We start from the raw sequence: 18,862 nt of genomic DNA on the forward strand, positions 1-18,862 counted from the left end.
GTCAGGAGTCCCTGCGCCACAGTCGTCCGAACAGGCCGCTCCGCCGTCGGTTTCGTTCCGTCTCGCGCGGCGCGGGCTGCTCCGTTTCAGGTGGGCGCGGCTCTGTTTCGGGTAGCACGGGATTCCTGCCTCGCGGTGCGGTCGGCATGCCGCGCGGCACCGGCCGTGGGGCCGGGTGCTGTCCGCGGGCCGCTGCCACCGCGTGCGCCAGATCCGAGCGCAGCCACTCGATCTCGTCGGGGTCACCCGCCGTCATGATCTCCTCGGCGAGCTGCGCGGCCGGGGAGCCCGGCGAGCCGTGCGCCGCCGGCATGGGACGGAACCGGCGCAGGTGAGAGCGCTCGTAGGGGTCGGTGACGACGTCCGAGACATCGGTGGCGTCGAGGAGGGATGCCACGGCCGCGGCCCGCGCCCAAGGATGGTCGGCCTGACGGAGAAGAAGTCCCAGGCGCCTGCCCCGCCAGTTGCGGGGGCGCAGGTCCAGCCCCTCCCCCAGTTGGTCCCTGAGCCCCTGGGGTGTGCGGCCCTTCAGCAGTGCGGCGTTCTTCTCGTCGGCAGCGAACTGACGTAGTTCGTCGCTCAGGTACAGCCACACGACGGCTCGGTAGCGGTTGAGGTAGAAATGCACGGGCACGAGCAGTCCGAGCCGTGCCAGCCGGTTGAACCTGGCACCGGTCACCTCCATCACGGCAGCGCCCGCCGTGGTGCCGACGGCCCTGACACTCTCCCGCAGCGCGGACGAACCGTGTCCTGTCCGGATCCGCTCGATCTCGTCCCGGGGGACGCGTCGGCCCCCTCCCCCTTCGTCGGGTACGGTGCGGACGCGGCCGAGGTGCACCGCCAGGTCGAACTCGCTGCGTTTGAGTCCGAGCTCCCGTGCCGCGCGGCTCGGTGCGAGTGTGGTGCCGCGGTCGGCGGCCCCGGTGGCACGGCCCTGCTCGCTCGTCGCTGTGGTCTGAGGCGTGATGATGTCGCCGGACATGGTCTTCTCCCCCGCGGAGTGTGCGGCCGGCGCCGTCCGCGCCCGCCTGACACAAGAACCGTAGCCGCGTTCGCGACATCCGTGGCAGCCTGTGGAAAACTCTCCGACCGACCTCGCGGGATCGGTGAACGTCCAGGTCAGGGCGGTCAGGTCTCTTCTGTGGGCGCTATCCGTCCCGGCTGCCGGGTATCGACGTCGAGGTGCTCTCCCACCCGGTTCACGAGCAGTGTCATCTCGTACGCGATCTGTCCGAAGTCGGCCTCCGCGCCGCTGAGCACGCACAGGCAGCTGCCCGTTCCGGCCGCGGTGACGAACAGGACGGCGTCGTCGAACTCGACCATCGTCTGTCGTACCCGGCCTGCGCCGAAGTGGCGGCCCGAGCCCTTGGCCAGGCTGTGGAGTCCGGACGAGACGGCGGCGAGGTGCTCGGCGTCCTCACGTCGCAGGCCCGTGCTGGCTCCGGTCACCAGTCCGTCGTTGGACAGGACCAACGCGTGCCGTACGTGTTCGACGCGCGCGGTCAGGTCGTCCAGCAGCCAGCCGAGTCCCTGGTTCTGCACCATGATCCGATCTCCCCGTGTCTCCCCGTGCGCGATGCCTCCCCCTGGCTGGGGGACCCGTCCGCCAGCCTTCACCACGCCCGTGCTCCGGGCAAGGAGGATAGGGGCATGGCACAGAAGATGACCGATGAGGAATGGCGGGCGTTCGTCTCGGACGGCACCCGCACCGGAAAGCTCTCGACCGTCCGGGCGGACGGCAGCCCGCACGTGGCACCGATCTGGTTCCTGTTGGACGGCGACGACGTGGTGTTCAACACCGGCAAGGACACGGTGAAGGGGCGCAACCTGACCCGTGACGGCCGCATCGCCCTGTGTGTGGACGACGACCGGCCGCCCTTCGACTTCGTCGTGCTGCAGGGGCGTGCGCGTATCTCGGAGGACATCGGCGAACTCCGGCACTGGGCCGCCCGTATCGCCGCCCGGTACATGGGCGAGGAGCGCGCCGAGGAGTTCGGGGCGCGCAACGGCGTCCCGGGCGAGCTTCTGGTCCGTGTCACCGTGGACAAGGTCCTGGCCCAGAAGTCGGTGGCGGCGGACTGACGATCGTCTGTCACGGGCACCGGCCCGGTCGGCGGACGGAGTCGAGCAGCCGGGCGGTGTGCATTCCGTCCGACGTGCTCCGCCAGCCGGATCGGTACTTCCTTGCCCGAGTCGCGGTGCCGGGCGTCGCAGCGGACGACGGGCGTTCCCACGTCCAGGTCGAGGGCGCGCAGGACGTCGGGGGCGTCGTAGCGGCCTGCTCACGTGAAGCAGTTCACGGCCACCACGAACGGGATGTGCCGGTGCTCGAAGCAGGCGGCCGCCGGGAAGCGGTCCGCCAGACGCCGGGGGTCCGCCGGGACAACGGCGCCGAGTGCACCCTGCGCCGGTTCCGTCCCAGAGGGACCAGCACCGGTCGATCAGCCGACCGGTGTCGCCCGCTGACGCAGAGAAGCACTGGAACGATCGCGTCACGCTCCAAGGTGTGCACTGCTGCATCTTCTGTGCTCTTGGGGGGATCATGCGCATCATGAGCGACGACCACACGCACGTCCAGGAATTCTTCGGCGCCCGCGCCGCCGGCTGGGACCGCCGGTTCCCCGACGACGGCCCGGCCTACGCGGCCGCGGTCGCCGAGTTGGGACTGCGGGAGGGGGATCGCGTGCTCGACGCCGGGTGCGGCACCGGGCGGGCGCTGCCCCCGTTGCGTGCCGCCGTGGGTCCGTCGGGGGTGGTGGTCGGTGCGGATCTGACGCCTGCCATGCTGCGGGCCGCCGTAGCGGCCGGAAGGGACGGTGACGGGCACTTGTTGTTGACCGACGTGGCGGCGCTGCCGCTGCGGTCGCGGTCGCTCGACGCCGTGTTCGCGGCGGGTCTCGTCGCGCATCTGCCCGATCCGGCCGGAAACCTTCGGGAGTTGGCGCGGGTGGTGCGTCCCGGCGGCGTGCTGGCCCTGTTCCACCCGATCGGCAGAGCGGCGCTCGCGGCACGGCAGGGCCGGCGGATCACGCCGGGCGATCTGCGGGCCGAGCCCAACCTCCGTCCGCTGTTGGCCGGTTCCGGGTGGGACATGACGGCCTACATCGACGAGGACGCCCGCTTCCTGGCCCTGGCGGTGCGCGCGAGCTGAACGCCTCCGGCCTTCCTGGAGCAACCCACGAGTCGCTTCCGCGACGCTGACCGGCCGCTGGATGCCGCGGAGTTGGACTATCGCCTTCGGCGTGGCGTACTGACCGTCGCGCGAGCCGCTAGCAGGCTCCGGGGAGCGGTCGCTTCACTCGGCGGCTGATGTGTCGATGTGGCGGACCGGGCAGGCCCGGAGGCCGGGGACCGGGCGGGTGCCGAGGTCAGCCAGCCGGTAGCCGTTCGGGTAGCCCTTGACCTGGCGGTTCTGACGGGCGTGCTGCGGGGCACGCCTCGGCGGCAGCAGACGGACCGCCCGCCCGCGCAGCCTCGCTGCGCGACGCACGACCGCACGGGTGGCGGGACCGGGCTGGTCGTATCCGAAGGCCCGCAGCAGGGGGTCGTCGAGCAGGGCCAGGGTCCCGGCACGCAGGAGCGGTGCGAAGGGGCGCGGATACCAGGAGGCCATGAGGTCCAGGGTGGCGTCCGAAACGCGGCGGCCACCCTCGTCCCAGGCGAAGTGGGCTTCCTCGTACGCGTCGAGGCAGGCTTCGAACTCCTCGTAGGTACCGGGGATGTCCTTGATGCCCATGTGCCGTCCCAGCGTGCGGTAGTGGACGGCGGAGGCGACGATCTCGTGGCGTGACATCCGGCGCCACCCGTAGCTGTCGATCCAGCGTTTGGGGACCACGGCGAACGTGCACAGGACGTATCGCATGTCGTCGTTGGTGATGTCGTAGCTGCGGTGCATCCGGTTGATGCTCCGGATGGCCGTACGGCCCTGCTCACTGCCGAACCCGTGTTCCACGATGGCGTCGAGCAGCAGCGCCGTGTCGTCGTACCGCTTCTGGGGCCTGTCGGTGAACTCCGCCGTCTCGGCGAGCAGTCGGCCGATGCTCGGCACGGCGTAGGTGCGGTACAGCGCCAGTTCCAGTGCGCGGGCGAAATCCCAGGGGAACTCGTAGGCCGAGGACAGTCGATAGATCTCCGAGGCGTCCTCGTACGGATCCATGCTCCTGATCCGGGCCAGTCGTTCGAAGCGCTGCATCTGGCTGCCCCCTTCTGCCGTCGAGGCTTCAACTCTACGTTGAGTAGCAGGGGATGCACGGTCAGGAACGGAAATCGGCAGGGGGAGGGTGGTCCGCTTGTTCGACAGGATCCGCGGGGCCTGGGACAGATCTCGCGCCGCTCGGCGCACGGAGGGCGAAACGGGGAGGAGAACGGGGAGAGACCCTCGGTCGCACAATCTGTTCGAGGCCGCCGCCGCGTACGTCGCGGCGTGTGTGGACGACGATCAGGAACGGATCGACGAGGCGGCGGCCCGCGTGTCGCCCGAAGCCCTGTCCTTCGGGGTGAACGAGTTGGCCTGCCGGGCCGTGGTCGCGCTGGCGCGCGAACGGGACGCGCCCCCGGGAGATGTGGCCCGCGCGCTCCTCGGTCTGCCCGCGAACTGAGCGGTACGCCCTCGGCGCCGAGTGGTCGATTCGCCCCCGTCCAGCCGGAAAACTGCAGCTCGGGTGCGTCTGGGAGTCGTGACAAGGGCTTCCCGGGCGCACTAAGGTGCGCGCCATTGGGACCAACTGATGGGGAGGCTGGGATGGCCGGGACGGACGAGGACGCCGTCGCCGCCGCGGACGATGCGCTCTACGTGCTCACGGCGGTGCTGCTGACGCCGGCGAAGTTTCCGAGCGTGCTGGGCGACGACTTCCCGGAGGCGTGCGCGGCGCTCGGTCTGCCTCCGTCGGCCGACGGCTACGGCCTGGTGCTCGGCCAGGACGGTGGCGGCGCCCGGTGGACCGTCGTGATCGACGACGCCTCACTGGTCGCCGTCGCCGTGGCCTCCTGGGACTGCGGCATGGAGTACGACCTGTCGCCGGACGAGCGTACGGTCGTCACCGCGCTGCCCGGCTGGCCCCTCGCGGTCGCCGTGGCGGCGCCCGGTGTGCCCGAGCCCCACGACCCCGGGCCCGAGATCGCCGACCAGCCCGCACTGTGCCCGCCGGACACCACTGTGTGGGGGTCCGCGCAGCGCCGCCTGGGGGCCGACGAGATCGCCATGCAGTGGGCCCAGTGGCGGGACCAGATCGACGACGCGAAGTTCTCGGTTCCGGACGGTGGTGTGGAGGGCGACGCGGGCGCCGACGGGGACACTCCGGCCGAAGCGGCGAACGCGGCCGGTGCCGGTGCCGGTGCCGGTGCCGGTGCCGGTGCCTCGAAGGATCCGACCGGCACAAGGCGGTCCGGGCACCGCGGCGTCCGGCGGGTACTCGCGGAGGCCCGTGCCTACGTCGACACACCACCGCCGCTCGGCCGGGTCCGGTCGTCGTTCGCACCGGGGGAAGCGCGGACGCTGCGCGCGGACGGCCCGGGCTGGTCGCTCGTCGCCCGGACCGACGACATCGCGTTCGTCCTGCTCGACGACGAACCCGGAGAGGTCCTGCCGGTGGGGCGGGGGCCGGCCCTGCCGGGGCTCCTGGAGGCCCTCGACAAGATGGCCGTACGGCCGAGCTGAGGACGGGCGACAGGGGTCTCACCGCCGGGTCCCCGTCACCGGCAGCCAGGAGTGGGCGGGGCACCCGGCTGTCTTCAACCACCATGGGCGGCACTCCGCGTATGTGTCCCCAGCCCATGGAAGAGGCCGTGGCGGGCCCACACGATGGGGCAGCTCTCAGTCCCGCTTCCCTGTCGTGCCTGGAGGACCGGATGCGCCTGCCCCGTGGTGTCCCGTTGCTCGCCGCCGCCCTGACTGCCGTCGCGCTCACCGGGCCGTCGCCCACCCCGGCGGCGGCCGACCCCGGCTCGCCCTGCGCCCGGCAGGAGCGCGTACGGGTGCCCGGCGCGGCTCTCCAACGCAGCGCCTGCCTGGCCGACCTGACGACGACGGGACTGGCGGGCACCCCGTTCACCGACATCGCCGACCAGGACGGGCTGACTGCGGAAGGCACCAGGACACCGTCCGGGGTCCCCGGCATCCAGGTGGACGGGTACTTCCGGACTCCTCGCACTTCAACACCACGCACGGCTGGCGGCACGACGCGCAGTTCGTCATCCGGCTGCCGGACCACTGGAACGGCGGCCTCGTCGTGACGGGGGCGCCCGGTACCCGCAAGCAGTACGCCACCGACAAGGCGATCTCCGACCGCGCGCTGGCGCAGGGGTACGCGTACGCGGCGACCGACAAGGGCAACAACGGGACGGACTTCTACCGGGACGGCAGGCGGCCAGCGGACGCGGTCGCCGAATGGAACACGCGGACCACCCAGCTCACCCGGGCCGCGCGGCGGGTCGCCGCCCAGCGCTACGGGCACGCACCGCGACGCACGTACATCGCCGGCATCTCCAACGGCGGCTACCTCGCCCGCTGGCAGTTGGAGAACCACCCCGAGCTGTACGACGGCGGCGTGGACTGGGAGGGGGCGCTGTGGACCGCGGACGGCCCGAATGTGCTCACCTCGTTGCCGACGACGGTGGCCCGGACGTCGGGCGAGGCGGGGGACGAGGACCTGTACGCGGTGGGGTTCGCTCACGGTTCGGAGTTCTTGTGGCCGTACCACGAGAAGGCGTACTGGGGTGTGACGCAGAAGATCTACCGGGCCGAGTTCGACCCGGCCTACGATCCCCGCTGCCCCGGGCCCACCGCCGGGTCCTCGCCCGAGGAGATCCTGGCACCGTGCCCGTCCGACGCGACGTACGACTACGCGGCACGGCCCGCCTCGGTGCACCGCGCGGTGGCACGGGTGGCACTGACCGGACGCATCGGGAAGCCGTTGATCACACTGCACGGCGATCTGGACGCGCTGCTGCCCCGGGCCGCCGACTCCGACGTGTACGCGCAGATGATCGACGCCGGCGGACGGGGCCGACTGCACCGCTACTACACGGTCCGGGGCGGAACCCACGTGGACGGTCTGTACGACACGTATCCCGACAGGCTGCGGCCGATTCTCCCCTGCTTCCGCTCCGCGTTCGACGCGCTGACCGGATGGGTGGAGCGGGGCACCCCGCCGCCCGAGGACCACGCGGTCGGCGAGCCGGCCGACGGCGACGTGCTCGACTCCTGCTCGCCGGCCGGTCCGGCCACGACGCGGCGTTAGCCCCTCAACGACCTATCTCCTTGCGTGAGACACGGCGCAGCCTGCGCCGCTGCGAGGGATCCAGGGTGAGGTAGGCGGCGGCCGGGACTCCCAGAACTATCAGCAGGGCGGCCCACCAGGGCAGCCAGATCAGCAGGATCAGTCCGGCCGCCACACCCCCTGCTGCGACCTTGGCGTTCTTCGACATGATGTCGCCTCCTTCGCGGCCACTGCCGCTCTCTGTCCTGAAAACGGGCCCGCGCTCCCGGCAGTTCCGCGACGTGACCCTGAGAACTCCCTGAGACGCGCCCCCTACGCACCCCTGAGTTCTCGCGAATTTCCATGGAGTTCTCGTCGGCGGCTGAGTCGGGAGAGGCGCCGAGGGAGCACCTCCCCATCTGAAGAGTGACTCATGCCACAGCTGGACGGCATCCGGGAGCCGATGTGCTGGTGTACAGTCGGCCGCCGCATCCCAGCTAGTCAAATTTGAGGAATACATCATCGCTGCGCAGACAGCTCTTGCCTCGTCCCCGGAGTTCTCCGCACTCGTCGGCTGCTGTGCCGTCTTCCTGCCCGGTGATCCCGGTCGCGCCGGTGCGGTCGCGTTCTGGCGGCCCGACGGCGAAGCACTCCGGGCCGTCGCTTCGGGTACCACGGAAAGTCTGACGGTCGTACTGCCCGGCGGTGACGGTGTGGAGGCGGTGAGCGTGCCCGCGGTGCTCCTGCCCGTGCGGGCGGCCCTGCCGGTTCTCACACGCGCGCGTGCCCACGCGGAGGGCCACCGGGCGTCGGTGTTCTGGGGTGCGGTCGCCGTCGAAGCCCTGCACCTCGTCGCGCGCGGGCTGTTGCTGCCCGGCCTGTCCGCGGCCGACCACGACGCCTGGCGCACCGGTCCGCTCGGCGCGCGGGAGTCCGATCGGATCCGCCATCTCGCCGCCGCCATGCCGCCCGAGGCACACGCGGTTCCGGTCAACCGCACCGAACCCTTGCGGTTGCCCGACCAGGAACGGCTGGTGCGCGCCTTCCTGGACGCCGTCGCGGACATCCTGCCCCGCTCGCCCGCCGCCGCACTCCTGACACCCGGGCCCGCCTACGCCTCACGGCAACCGCAGCGGTCGCCCGAGCTGCGCGAGTGGGCCGCGGACGTCTCCTCGGGACACGACACGGGCGTACGGCTGTCGCTGCGCATCGAGGTGCGAGGGCTGTCCGCCGAAACTGTCCCGGACGCCCGTCCGGCGTTCCGGGCGGTGCCTCAAGTGCACAGCGTCGACGACCCCACGCGTGTCGCGGACACAGCCGAGGTGTGGGCCGGTGCCGTGGGCGATGCCTTCGGCACTCGCGCGCGTATGGATGCCCTGCTCGCCCTGCGCCGGGCGGCACGGGTCTGGCCCTCGCTCACGCCTCTGCTGTCGGCGTCGGTGCCGGACGCCGTCGAACTCACCGACGAGGAGATCACCGAGCTCCTCGGAGCCGGGTCCCTCGCACTCGCCGGCGCGGGAATCGATGTGCACTGGCCGAGGGAGCTGGCCCGCGACCTGACCACCCGCGCCGAGGTCGGGCCGCCCGACGGAGACACGACGTCCCGTACGGCCGCGTCCGAGTCCACAGAGGCACCATCGTTCCTGTCCGCCGATGCGCTGCTCGCCTTCAACTGGACCTTCGCGCTGGGCGGCAAGGGACTCACGCGCGAGGAGCTGGACCTGCTCGCCGAGGCGAACCGCCCCGTCGTACGACTGCGCGACCAGTGGGTGCTCGTCGACCCCGGGGAGGTCCACCGCGCCCGCGCCCGGCACGACCACAAGGTCACACCGGTGGACGCGCTCGCCGCGGCCCTGACGGGTTCGGCGGAGGTCGACGGACACCGCGTGGAGGTGCGCCCCACGGGATGGCTGGCGACGGTACGGGAGCGGCTCGCCGACCCTGAGGGCCAGGACGCCGTCGCGCAGCCCGCCGCGCTCGACGCCACACTGCGCGACTACCAGCGGCGGGGTCTCAACTGGCTGGCCCGCATGACGTCCTTGGGTCTGGGCTGCTGTCTCGCCGACGACATGGGGCTCGGGAAGACCATCACCCTGATCGCCCTGCATCTGCACCGGCAGACCGACGCCGACGCCGCCGGACCCACCCTGGTGGTGTGCCCGACCTCCCTGATGGGCAACTGGCAGCGCGAGATCGAACGGTTCGCGCCCGGCATCCCCGTGCGCCGCTTCCACGGCACCCGCCGCGACCTCGACGACCTCGTGGACGGCGAGTTCGTGCTGACCACCTACGGCACCATGCGTCTGGACACCGACCGGCTGTCCGCCGTGTCGTGGGGCATGGTCGTGGCGGACGAGGCCCAGCACGTGAAGAACCCGTACTCCGAGACCGCGCGACGGCTGCGCTCCATCGGCGCACGCGCGCGCGTGGCGCTCACCGGAACCCCTGTGGAGAACAACCTCTCGGAGCTGTGGGCCGTCCTCGACTGGGCCACTCCCGGGCTCCTGGGCCGGCTCGGCAGCTTCCGCCGGCACTACGCCCGGGCCATCGAGGGCGGCCAGGACCCGGCCGCGGCAGAACGGCTGGCCAGGCTCGTACGGCCCTTCCTGCTCCGACGCCGCAAGTCGGACCCGGGAATCGCGCCGGAGCTGCCGCCGAAGACCGAGACGGACCACCCCGTGTCGTTGACCGCTGAACAGACGGGCCTGTACGAGGCGGTGGTACGTGAGGCGCTCGCGGAGATCGCCGGGTCCGACAGCATGGCGCGGCGCGGCATGATCGTGAAACTGCTGACGAGTCTCAAGCAGATCTGCAACCACCCGGCGCAGTTCCTGAAGGAGGACCGGCCGAAGATCGCCGGCCGTTCGGGGAAGCTGGAGCTGCTGGACGAACTGCTCGACACGATCCTCGCCGAGGAGGCGAGCGTGCTGGTCTTCACCCAGTACGTGCAGATGGCGCGGCTCCTCGAGCAGCACTTGGCCTCGAGGGGTGTGCCGTCGCTGTTCCTCCACGGCGGCACGTCGGTCGCGGCTCGGGAGTCGCTGGTGCGGCGGTTCCAGGAAGGCGAGGTCCCGGTCTTCCTGCTGTCGCTCAAGGCGGCGGGCACCGGGCTGAACCTCACGCGCGCGGAGCACGTCGTGCACTACGACCGCTGGTGGAACCCGGCCGTGGAGGCACAGGCCACCGATCGTGCCCACCGCATCGGCCAGACCCGTCCCGTGCAGGTGCACCGGCTGGTCGCGGAGGGCACGATCGAGGACCGCATCGCCGCCCTGCTGCATCGCAAGAGGGAACTCGCCGACGCGGTGCTGGGCGCGGGCGAGGCGGCGCTCACGGAACTGACGGACGCGGAGCTGGCCGACCTGGTCGAGCTGCGAGGGGGTACGCGATGACTCGGTACGACGACGGTGCGGAGCGGACGTTCGTCGCGCTGCCGCCCACGCAGGGGCGGGGTTTCGCGCAGACCTGGTGGGGCCGCGCCTGGCTGAAGGCGCTGGAGGACGCCGCGATGGACACGGCGCAGGTGAAGACGGGACGCAGGCTCGCGCGCGCGGGAGCGGTCGGAGCGGTGTCGGTACGGCCGGGGCGTATCACCGCGGTCGTCCAGGACCGGGACCGTACGGCGCACCGGGCCGACGTCCTGCTGGAGGAGTTGTCCGACGCCCAGTGGGATCGTTTCGCCGACATGGCGGTCGAGCGGTCCGGGCATGTGGCGGCGCTGCTGGACCGCGACATGCCGCCGCACCTGGTGGAGGACGCCGCGGCCGCAGGCATCGACCTGTTGCCGGGCATGGGCGACCTGGAGCCCGAGTGCGACTGCGGCGCCTGGGACCACTGCGGGCACACCGCGGCGCTCTGTTACCAGGTCGCCAGGCTGCTGGACCAGGACCCCTTCGTCCTGCTGCTGATGCGGGGACGCGCGGAGAACGCCGTGCTCGACGCGCTCCAGGCGCACGGCTGCGCACCCACCGAGGAGTCAGGCTCCCTGCCGGAGGGTGTGGACGCCGCTGAGGCGTGGGATGCGGGGCACGTGCTGCCGCCGTTGCCCGCCCCGCCCGTCGTCGGTGAGGGCCCGGGGGTGCCGCCGTCCCTGGACACCGAGACGGCGCCCCCACTCGGCGTCGACCCGTCCGCGCTGGCCTTCCTTGCCACCCGGACGGCGGCGGAGGCCCACCGCCTGCTCGTGGAGGCGCTGCGGAGCGGGCACGACCGGCAGGGCGTGCCCCCGGAACCGACCGTGGCCCAGGATGCGGTGCGTCTGGCCGCCGGGGGGCCCGGGCCGGACGCGTGGGACCGCCTCGGCGAGGGTTCGGGGCGCACGCGGGAGGCGCTGGCCGTGGCCGTACGCGCGTGGCGGCTCGGCGGCGGGGCCGCGCTGGCGGCGCTCGAGGAGGAGTGGGCGGTGGAGGGCGACACGCTCGCACGCGCGCGTGCGGCGCTGGAGTCGGCCTGGGAGGAGGACGAGCGCCCGTCGTTGCGGGCGCGGGCCAACCGGTGGACCGTCGTCGGCGCACCCCACCAGCTTCGCCTCGACCACGAGGGGCGTTGGTGGCCGTACCGCAAGGAAGGCGGCCGCTGGGTCCCCGCGGGCGGCGCGTCCCAGGACCCCGCGACGGCCCTTGCCTCGGCGGACCTTTCGACGGGGGACGAGCCCTGACGTCGCCCGTTCCGCTCCGCACCGCGCGCCGCACCACTCGGTCTGCTCCGCCTCGGCAGGTTCGGCCGCGGGCGGCCGGTCACACGCTCCGCCCCGGACGGGCTCGGTCGGCCGGCGGCCGAAATGGGTTCCGGGCCCCGGACCTGCACGGCGCAGGTTCCCGCCCCCGTCCGTGAACGTGCGGACTCCGCCCCGTCTGCGGAACACAAGGGCTCCCACGGGCTGAGGGGCGGCCGCGAACGACACGGGCTCCGGCCCCGTCCGTGAAGAAGGGGCCGGAGCCGGTGCGCGCGTGAGGGGGCTGGTCAGCGGGCGCCGAGGAGGTGGTCCATGGCGAGCTGGTCGAGGTGCTCGAAGGCCATGCCGCGCGCGGCGGCCGCGTCCACGTCGAAGGTGTCGTAGGCGCTCCGGTCGGCCAGCAGCGCCGCGAGACCGTCTTCGGCGGTCGGGCGGGCCAGCTCGTCCAGCCGGGCCGCCGCCAGTGCCTCCTGCACCTGCGGGTCGGCGCGGAAGGCGGCGGCCCGGTCCTTGAGGATCAGGTAGTTGCGCATGCAGCCGGCCGCCGACGCCCACACGCCGTCGAGGTCCTCGGTCCGCGGCGGCTTGAAGTCGAAGTGCCTCGGGCCCGCGTACCCGGCCCGCTCCAGCAGGTCGACGAGCCAGAACGCGGCCCGCAGGTCGCCCGCGCCGAACCGCAGGTCCTGGTCGTACTTGATGCCCGACTGGCCGTTGAGGTCGATGTGGAAGAGCTTGCCCGCCCACAGCGCCTGGGCGATCCCGTGCGGGAAGTTCAGACCGGCCATCTGCTCGTGGCCGACCTCCGGGTTCACGCCGTACAGCTCCGGCCGCTCCAGACGCTCGATGAACGCCAGCGCGTGCCCCACCGTCGGGAGGAGGATGTCGCCGCGCGGCTCGTTGGGCTTCGGCTCGATCGCGAACTTGAGGTCGTAGCCCTGCTCGGTGACGTACTCGCCCAGCAGGTCGAAGGCCTCCTTCATGCGGTCCAGCGCGTCCCGCACGTCCTTCGCCGCGCCGGACTCCGCGCCCTCCCGGCCGCCCCAGGCCACGTAGACACTCGCGCCCAGCTCGACCGCGAGGTCGATGTTGCGGATCGTCTTGCGCAGCGCGTAGCGGCGCACGTCGCGGTCGTTGGCCGTGAAGGCGCCGTCCTTGAACACCGGGTGCGTGAACAGGTTCGTCGTCGCCATCGGCACCTTCATGCCGGTCGCGTCCAGCGCCTGCCGGAACCGCTTGATGTGCGACTCCCGCTCCGTGTCGCTCGACCCGAAGGGGATCAGGTCGTCGTCGTGGAACGTGACGCCGTGCGCACCCAGCTCGGACAGACGCCGTACCGACTCGGCGGGGTCCAGGGCCTGCCTGGTGGCGTCACCGAACGGGTCACGGCCCTGCCAGCCGACCGTCCACAAACCGAACGTGAACCTGTCCTCGGGAGTGGGCTGGTAGTTCATTCCGTGGCTCCTCACTCGCTGCCGATCAATCGCTGCCGACTATTTCGTCATGGCGCTTTACAAATTAGTATGCACACACGGTCCTGGGAAGGGACAAGGTGTCCCCGAAGGAGTGAAGGCCGGGTCCCAGGACCCGCGGAAGAGGGAGAAGCCCGATGTCAGCTGCCGAGGGTCCGCTCGTCGTCGGCGTGGACACGTCCACCCAGTCCACCAAGGCGCTGGTCGTCGACGCGGCCACCGGCCGGGTCGTCGCGAGTGGCCAGGCGTCCCACACCGTGTCCTCCGGGGCCGGCCGCGAGAGCGACCCCCGCCAGTGGTGGGACGCGCTGGGCGAGGCCCTGAGCCAGTGCGGGGAGGCCGCCCGGGAGGCCGCCGCGGTGTCCATCGGCGGGCAGCAGCACGGCCTGGTGACGCTGGACGCGCGGGGCGAGCCGGTGCGCCCCGCCCTGCTGTGGAACGACGTGCGCTCGGCCCCGCAGGCCAGCCGCCTGATCGACGAGCTGGGCGGGCCCAAGGCCTGGGCGGAGCGCACGGGGAGCGTGCCCAGCGCCTCCTTCACGGTCACCAAGTGGGCCTGGCTGGCCGAGCACGAGCCGGACGCGGCCCGCGCGGTGAAGGCCGTACGACTCCCCCACGACTACCTCACCGAGCGCCTCACCGGCGAGGGGACCACCGACCGCGGCGACGTGTCCGGCACCGGCTGGTGGGCGTCGGACACCGAGGAGTACGACGAGGGGATCCTCGCGCGCGTGGGGCTCGATCCGGCGTTGCTGCCCCGGGTGGTCCGGCCCGGTGAGGTGGCCGGCACCGTACGCGACGGGCACGGCCTGCCGTTCTCCAAGGGCACCCTGGTCGCCGCCGGCACCGGCGACAACGCGGCCGCCGCGCTGGGCCTTGGGCTGCGTCCCGGGGTTCCGGTGATGAGCCTCGGCACGTCGGGCACGGCGTACGCCGTGTCACGGCACCGGCCCGCCGACCCGACCGGCACGGTGGCGGGCTTCGCCGACGCGCGCGGCGACTGGCTGCCACTGGCCTGCACCCTCAACTGCACGCTTGCCGTCGACCGCGTCGCCGCCCTGCTGAACCTGGACCGGGAAGCCGTCGAGCCCGGCACCGAAGCCACGCTCCTGCCCTTCCTGGACGGCGAGCGCACACCGAACCTCCCGCACTCCTCGGGCCTGCTGTACGGGCTGCGCCACGACACGACCGCCGGTCAGCTGCTCCAGGCCGCGTACGACGGCGCCGTCCACTCTCTGCTCGGCGCCCTCGACCTGGTCCTCGACGCGGACGCGGACCCCGGCGCACCACTGTTGCTGATCGGTGGCGGCGCGCGGGGAGCGGCCTGGCAGCAGACGGTACGGCGGCTGTCGGGCCGCCCTGTCCAGATCCCCGAGGCGAGGGAACTGGTCGCCCTGGGCGCCGCCGCGCAGGCGGCCGGCCTGCTGACGGGCGAGGACGGGGCCGCGGTCGCCCGGCGTTGGGACACGGCCGCCGGGCCGGTGCTCGACGCCGTGGAACGGGACGAGGCGACGCTGAACCGGATCACCGGGGTACTCTCCGACGCGGCACCGCTGCTGGAACGGAACGTGGACCCCCGCTGAGGGCACGCCCGCACGGGCGACGCCACCGGCGGGTTGCCCGCCGACCGTTCCCGCGCGGCGCCGCGGGAGGGGACCTGTCGGAGCGCACCCGTCCGACTCGCCCCGAGCCGGAGGGCACGCTCAGGATGACCGTCACCGGCGGTCCTCCGCCGAGGCCCCGTACCCGGACGGGGCCGCCGGGGCTCCGCACAGGCGGGGCCGCGTCCTGGACCGGGCCGAGCGACGACAGACCAAGGACTGACGGAGGCATGACCGCACCGCCGCACGAAGCGCACCCGGCCCGCCCCGGGCGGGCACTGCCGGACACCCAGCAGGGCATGCGCCGTCGCAATCTCGCGCGCGTGATGCACACCGTCAGCGCCGAGGGCCCGCTGTCCCGGGCCGCCGTCGCCTCACGTATCGGGTTGACGCGCGCGGCGGTGTCGACCCTCGTGGACGAACTCATCCGCTCGGGCCTGCTGGAGGAGCTGGGTCCGGAGCGTCCCGGTCGCGTGGGCCGCCCCGGATCCGCGCTCGCCGTCAGCGCGCAGGGCCCGGCCGGAATCGGGGCGGAGGTCGGCGTCGACCACCTCGCGGTCTGCGCCGTCGACCTGCGTGGCCGGGTGCGCGCGCGGGCCGTGCGGTACGGCAGCAATCGGGGCCGCTCCCCGGAGCCGGTGCTCGAGCAGCTCGCCGCACTGGTGCGGCAGGTCGTCTCGGAGGCGGAGGCCGAGGGACTGTGGTCGGCCGGGCTCGCGGTGGCCGTGCCGGGTCTGGTGGCCAGGGACGGCCGGACCGTCGTGCGCGCCCCGAACCTGGACTGGCACGACACCGATCTCGGCGCCCTGCTGCCCCCGGACCTCACGCCGACCGTGGACAACGAGGCCAACTTCGGGGCGCTCGCCGAACTCTGGCTCGGTGACGGCACTCCCCGGGACTTCCTGCACGTCTCGGCGGAGATCGGCATCGGCGCGGCCGTGGTCTTCGACGGTCGCCTGCTGCGCGGCACCCGCGGGTTCGCCGGTGAGCTGGGACATGTACCGGTCCGTCCCGACGGGCCCGAGTGCGCCTGTGGTGGGCGGGGATGTCTGGAGCAGTACGCGGGTGAGAAGGCGGTGCTGCGCGCGGCGGGCGTGGAGCCCGGGGAAGATCGTGTGGGGCTGCTCGCCGGACGTGCCACGGCGGGCGACGAGGAGGTACGGGCCGCGCTGCGTGAAGCGGGTACGGCGTTCGGGATCGCGCTGACCGGTGCCGTCAACCTGCTGGATCCAGAGAGCGTGATCCTGGGCGGCGCCCTGGCCGGACTGGCACCGTGGCTGCTGCCCTCACTGCGTGACGAACTGGCCCGGCGGACGGCCGGTCCCCCCTGCCCGGTCACGGTGTCCGGGCTGGGACCGCAGGGGCCGCTGCTCGGAGCCGCACACTCCGTGGTGCGGGCCGTCCTGGACGACCCGGCGCTGGCGGCGGAGCGGGCCTGAAGCCGTCCGCGGACGGCCGCGCGCCGACCTCACGGGCCCTCACCGCCCCTCCCCGCGACGACGGCGGTGGGGGCCGGGATGAACAACACCACCGGAGATCGCTTCGGCGGCCGACCCGGCACCGCTGCCGCACCGGCACCGTCCCACACTTCACCCGGTCGAGTGAGCCCGGTGTCCACAGAGCCGTGGCTGTCCACGGAACGGCGCGGCGGTCTTCTGCGCAACCCCCGCTCCCCGTACGGTGATTCACGCGAACGCACCTCGCTCACATCGTGTCGGACGTCCGCGTACGTCGTCTCCACCTCAGCCGTGCCCCTGAGGCATGCCGAACGAACAGCTGAGCATCCCCCCACCGGGCCCCGGGGCCCACCGACGAAAGGGCAACTCCCATGGAAAGGGAAAGGACAGCGCCGGTTCCCAGCAGGCGGCGGCTCCTGAAGGGCGCCGCGCTCGCCACCGTCCCCTACGCCCTGCTCTCCGGTACACCGGCCACCGCCACGACCCGCGCCGTCGACTACCCCTCCGCCGAGTGGCAGCCCGCGAGCGCCTCCAACTACAGCCGGTCGACCCGCCCCACGGCCTACCCCGTCGACTATGTGGTCGTCCACGTCACGCAGGAGACGTACCCCGACACCCTCTCCATCTTCCGCGATCCCGAGAAACAGGTGTCCGCGCACTACGTCGTCCGGTCCTCCGACGGGCACGTGGCGCAGTGTGTCCGTGAGACGGACATCGCCTGGCACGCCGGAAACTGGGACTACAACACCCGCAGCATCGGCATCGAACACGAGGGGTGGGTGGACCGGCCCCAGTACTTCACCAATGCCCTGTACGAGCAGTCCGCCCGGCTCACCGCCGCGATCTGCACGGCCTACGGCATCCCCAAGGACCGCGAGCACATCATCGCGCACCACGAGGTCCCGGGCAGCGACCACACCGATCCGGGGCCCTTCTGGGACTGGACCCGCTACATCAGACTGGTCAACTTCGCCTGACCCGCTCACCCGGCCGCCCGCCCGCCGAACCCGGAACGCCACATTCGGGTGACCCGGCTGGTCGAAGTGGTTGTACGCGCGTTTCCGCGGAGTCACGATGTCCCGAACCGCTACGCCGTCCGGGGAGGCCGAGTTGACTGATTCATGGCTGGCTCTGGAACCGGGGACCGACCCCCTGGAGCGCGCGCGGACTCTGCGGCGGGCACACGAGACGTTCACCGAGGCGGGGACGGTACCGCAGCCGGTGCGTGCCGTGGTGGCGGAGTCGTGGCGGCGGTCGGTCCGGGCGGGTGTCGGGCCCGACGGCACCGCGAGCGTGGAACTGATGGACGGTGACCTGGGCGCCTACCGGGCCGAACACCCACTGGCGCGGGCGATGCCGCTGGTCCGGGAGCTCCTGGGCACGTTCGCCTCCGACGGCGAGCATCTGCTCGCGGTGTGCGACGCGCACGGCAGGTTGCTGTGGGTCGAGGGGCATCCGGTCACCCGGCGGCGGGCGGAAGGGATGAACTTCGTGCCCGGTGCCCGGTGGGCGGAGTCGGCGGTCGGAACGAACGCGCCGGGCACGGCGGTGGCCGTCGGCCGCCCGGTGCAGGTCTTCGCGGCGGAGCACTTCATACGACGGGTCCAGCCCTGGACGTGCGCGGCCGCTCCCGTGCACGATCCCCGCACCGGGCGGGTGCTGGGGGCCGTGGACATCACGGGCGGGGACGGTCTGGCGCACCCGCACAGTCTGGGCTTCGTGCAGGCGGTGGCGCGTGCCGCTCAGTCGCAGCTGGCGCTGCTCGCTCCGGAGCGGTCCGGACCCCGAGCGGCCGAGCTGACCGCGCTGGGCCGGGACGAGGCCCTGCTCAGCGCGGACGGCCGCAGGGTACGGCTGAGCCGGCGGCACAGCGAGATCGTCGTGCTGCTGGCCCACCACCCGGAGGGCCTGACCGGCGACGAGTTGCTGTGCGCGCTGTACGAGGACGAGACGGTGCCGCCGGTGACGCTGCGTGCCGAGCTGGCCAGGTTGCGCGGCATCCTGGGGCCGGGCCGGCTGGCCTCCCGTCCGTACCGGCTCACGACGCCCGTCGAGTCCGACGCCGCCGTCGTCGAGCGTCGTCTGCGGGTCGGCGCGCTGACGGCGGCCGCGACGGCGTACGCGGGCCCGCTGCTGCCCGGCTCCCAAGCCCCGGCCGTGGTGCGGCTCAGGCGCCGGCTCGCCGACGGTCTGCGCGCCGCGCTGATCGCGTGCGGCGATCCCGACCTGCTGGCCGACTGGGCGTACGCACCGTGGGGGGAGGACGATCTCGACATCTGGCGTGCGCTCGCCTCGGTCCGGCCCAGCGCGGCCAACGGCTCCCGGCTGGCGGCGCTGGAGTCGGAGCTGACGGATCCGGACCCCTGGTGACCACGTTCCGGTGAGGGGCGCTCTCCCCATGGGCCGGGCGGTGGCCCCGGCGCACGCAACGTCTCCGCAACGTCCGGGTTCCTAGCCTCGCGCC

15 protein-coding genes and 3 pseudogenes are annotated in these 18,862 nt (G+C 72.7%); 12 read left to right on the plus strand and 6 right to left on the minus strand.

Annotated elements, in window-relative coordinates:
• Position 1: 1 nt before the first annotated feature.
• Both BJ961_RS22745 and BJ961_RS22750 read right to left on the minus strand, forming a co-directional pair.
• On the minus strand, positions 2-982 hold the full coding sequence (locus tag BJ961_RS22745) for a DUF6397 family protein (RefSeq protein WP_271414661.1): 981 nt from the start codon (positions 980-982) through the stop codon (positions 2-4).
• Between the two features lie 146 nt (positions 983-1,128).
• Positions 1,129-1,545, minus strand: coding sequence for a roadblock/LC7 domain-containing protein (locus BJ961_RS22750; protein ID WP_271414662.1), 417 nt, complete (start codon positions 1,543-1,545; stop codon positions 1,129-1,131).
• Positions 1,546-1,650: 105 nt separating this feature from the next.
• On the opposite strand from BJ961_RS22750, the gene BJ961_RS22755 reads away from it, so the two are divergent.
• Entirely contained in the window at positions 1,651-2,082 is a 432-nt protein-coding gene (locus BJ961_RS22755; protein WP_271414663.1) for a PPOX class F420-dependent oxidoreductase, read from the plus strand.
• A gap of 10 nt (positions 2,083-2,092) precedes the next feature.
• On the opposite strand, the pseudogene BJ961_RS22760 reads toward BJ961_RS22755, so the two are convergent.
• Positions 2,093-2,439 (minus strand): annotated as a pseudogene (locus tag BJ961_RS22760) (ATP-binding protein); the annotation flags it as partial.
• 112 nt (positions 2,440-2,551) lie between these two features.
• On the opposite strand from BJ961_RS22760, the gene BJ961_RS22765 reads away from it, so the two are divergent.
• Positions 2,552-3,151, plus strand: coding sequence for a class I SAM-dependent methyltransferase (locus tag BJ961_RS22765; RefSeq protein WP_271414664.1), 600 nt, complete (start codon positions 2,552-2,554; stop codon positions 3,149-3,151).
• A gap of 9 nt (positions 3,152-3,160) precedes the next feature.
• A pseudogene (locus BJ961_RS36200) lies at positions 3,161-3,310 on the plus strand (PadR family transcriptional regulator); the annotation flags it as partial.
• Here BJ961_RS36200 and BJ961_RS22775 read toward each other — a convergent pair.
• Entirely contained in the window at positions 3,296-4,192 is an 897-nt protein-coding gene (locus tag BJ961_RS22775; RefSeq protein ID WP_271414665.1) for an oxygenase MpaB family protein, read from the minus strand. The pseudogene BJ961_RS36200 and the gene BJ961_RS22775 sit on opposite strands and share 15 nt — an antisense overlap.
• 97 nt (positions 4,193-4,289) lie before the next feature.
• Here BJ961_RS22775 and BJ961_RS22780 point away from each other — a divergent pair, with 97 nt between their 5' ends.
• The 3 genes and pseudogenes from BJ961_RS22780 to BJ961_RS22790 all read left to right on the plus strand — a co-directional run bounded on the left by BJ961_RS22780 (position 4,290) and on the right by BJ961_RS22790 (position 7,238).
• Positions 4,290-4,598, plus strand: coding sequence for a hypothetical protein (locus BJ961_RS22780; RefSeq protein WP_271414666.1), 309 nt, complete (start codon positions 4,290-4,292; stop codon positions 4,596-4,598).
• Between the two features lie 143 nt (positions 4,599-4,741).
• The gene (locus BJ961_RS22785) at positions 4,742-5,656 is read left to right on the plus strand and encodes a hypothetical protein (protein ID WP_271414667.1); all 915 of its coding nucleotides are present in this window, start codon (positions 4,742-4,744) and stop codon (positions 5,654-5,656) included.
• Positions 5,657-5,847: 191 nt separating this feature from the next.
• Positions 5,848-7,238, plus strand: a pseudogene (locus BJ961_RS22790) (tannase/feruloyl esterase family alpha/beta hydrolase).
• 4 nt (positions 7,239-7,242) lie between these two features.
• Here BJ961_RS22790 and BJ961_RS22795 read toward each other — a convergent pair.
• A complete protein-coding gene (locus tag BJ961_RS22795) occupies positions 7,243-7,425 on the minus strand; it encodes a hypothetical protein (RefSeq protein WP_016325661.1) in 183 nt (60 codons plus the stop codon).
• Positions 7,426-7,717: 292 nt separating this feature from the next.
• On the opposite strand from BJ961_RS22795, the gene BJ961_RS22800 reads away from it, so the two are divergent.
• Both BJ961_RS22800 and BJ961_RS22805 read left to right on the plus strand, forming a co-directional pair.
• Positions 7,718-10,588 carry a DEAD/DEAH box helicase gene (locus BJ961_RS22800; protein ID WP_271417134.1) on the plus strand — a complete coding sequence of 957 codons (2,871 nt, stop codon included), beginning with the start codon at positions 7,718-7,720 and terminating at the stop codon, positions 10,586-10,588.
• Positions 10,585-11,853 (plus strand): SWF or SNF family helicase, encoded by a 1,269-nt coding sequence (locus BJ961_RS22805; protein ID WP_271414668.1) that lies wholly within the window; start codon positions 10,585-10,587, stop codon positions 11,851-11,853. Before BJ961_RS22800 ends, BJ961_RS22805 begins: the two co-directional genes overlap by 4 nt.
• A gap of 305 nt (positions 11,854-12,158) precedes the next feature.
• Here BJ961_RS22805 and xylA read toward each other — a convergent pair whose 3' ends face one another.
• On the minus strand, positions 12,159-13,322 hold the full coding sequence (xylA, locus tag BJ961_RS22810; protein WP_271414669.1) for a xylose isomerase: 1,164 nt from the start codon (positions 13,320-13,322) through the stop codon (positions 12,159-12,161).
• 155 nt (positions 13,323-13,477) lie between these two features.
• Here xylA and xylB point away from each other — a divergent pair, with 155 nt between their 5' ends.
• The 4 genes from xylB (at position 13,478) to BJ961_RS22830 (ending at position 18,768) form a co-directional block, all read left to right on the plus strand.
• Positions 13,478-14,923 carry a xylulokinase gene (gene xylB / locus BJ961_RS22815; protein WP_271414670.1) on the plus strand — a complete coding sequence of 482 codons (1,446 nt, stop codon included), beginning with the start codon at positions 13,478-13,480 and terminating at the stop codon, positions 14,921-14,923.
• A 248-nt stretch (positions 14,924-15,171) separates the two neighbouring features.
• Entirely contained in the window at positions 15,172-16,380 is a 1,209-nt protein-coding gene (locus BJ961_RS22820; protein ID WP_271414671.1) for an ROK family transcriptional regulator, read from the plus strand.
• A gap of 389 nt (positions 16,381-16,769) precedes the next feature.
• Positions 16,770-17,375: an N-acetylmuramoyl-L-alanine amidase gene (locus BJ961_RS22825; RefSeq protein ID WP_271414672.1), complete on the plus strand. Its 606-nt coding sequence runs from the start codon at positions 16,770-16,772 to the stop codon at positions 17,373-17,375.
• A 133-nt stretch (positions 17,376-17,508) separates the two neighbouring features.
• A complete protein-coding gene (locus BJ961_RS22830; protein ID WP_271417135.1) occupies positions 17,509-18,768 on the plus strand; it encodes a GAF domain-containing protein in 1,260 nt (419 codons plus the stop codon).
• Positions 18,769-18,862 lie beyond the last annotated feature (94 nt).

It is taken from the genome of Streptomyces lienomycini (genome assembly GCF_027947595.1).
Lineage (GTDB): Bacteria > Actinomycetota > Actinomycetes > Streptomycetales > Streptomycetaceae > Streptomyces > Streptomyces lienomycini.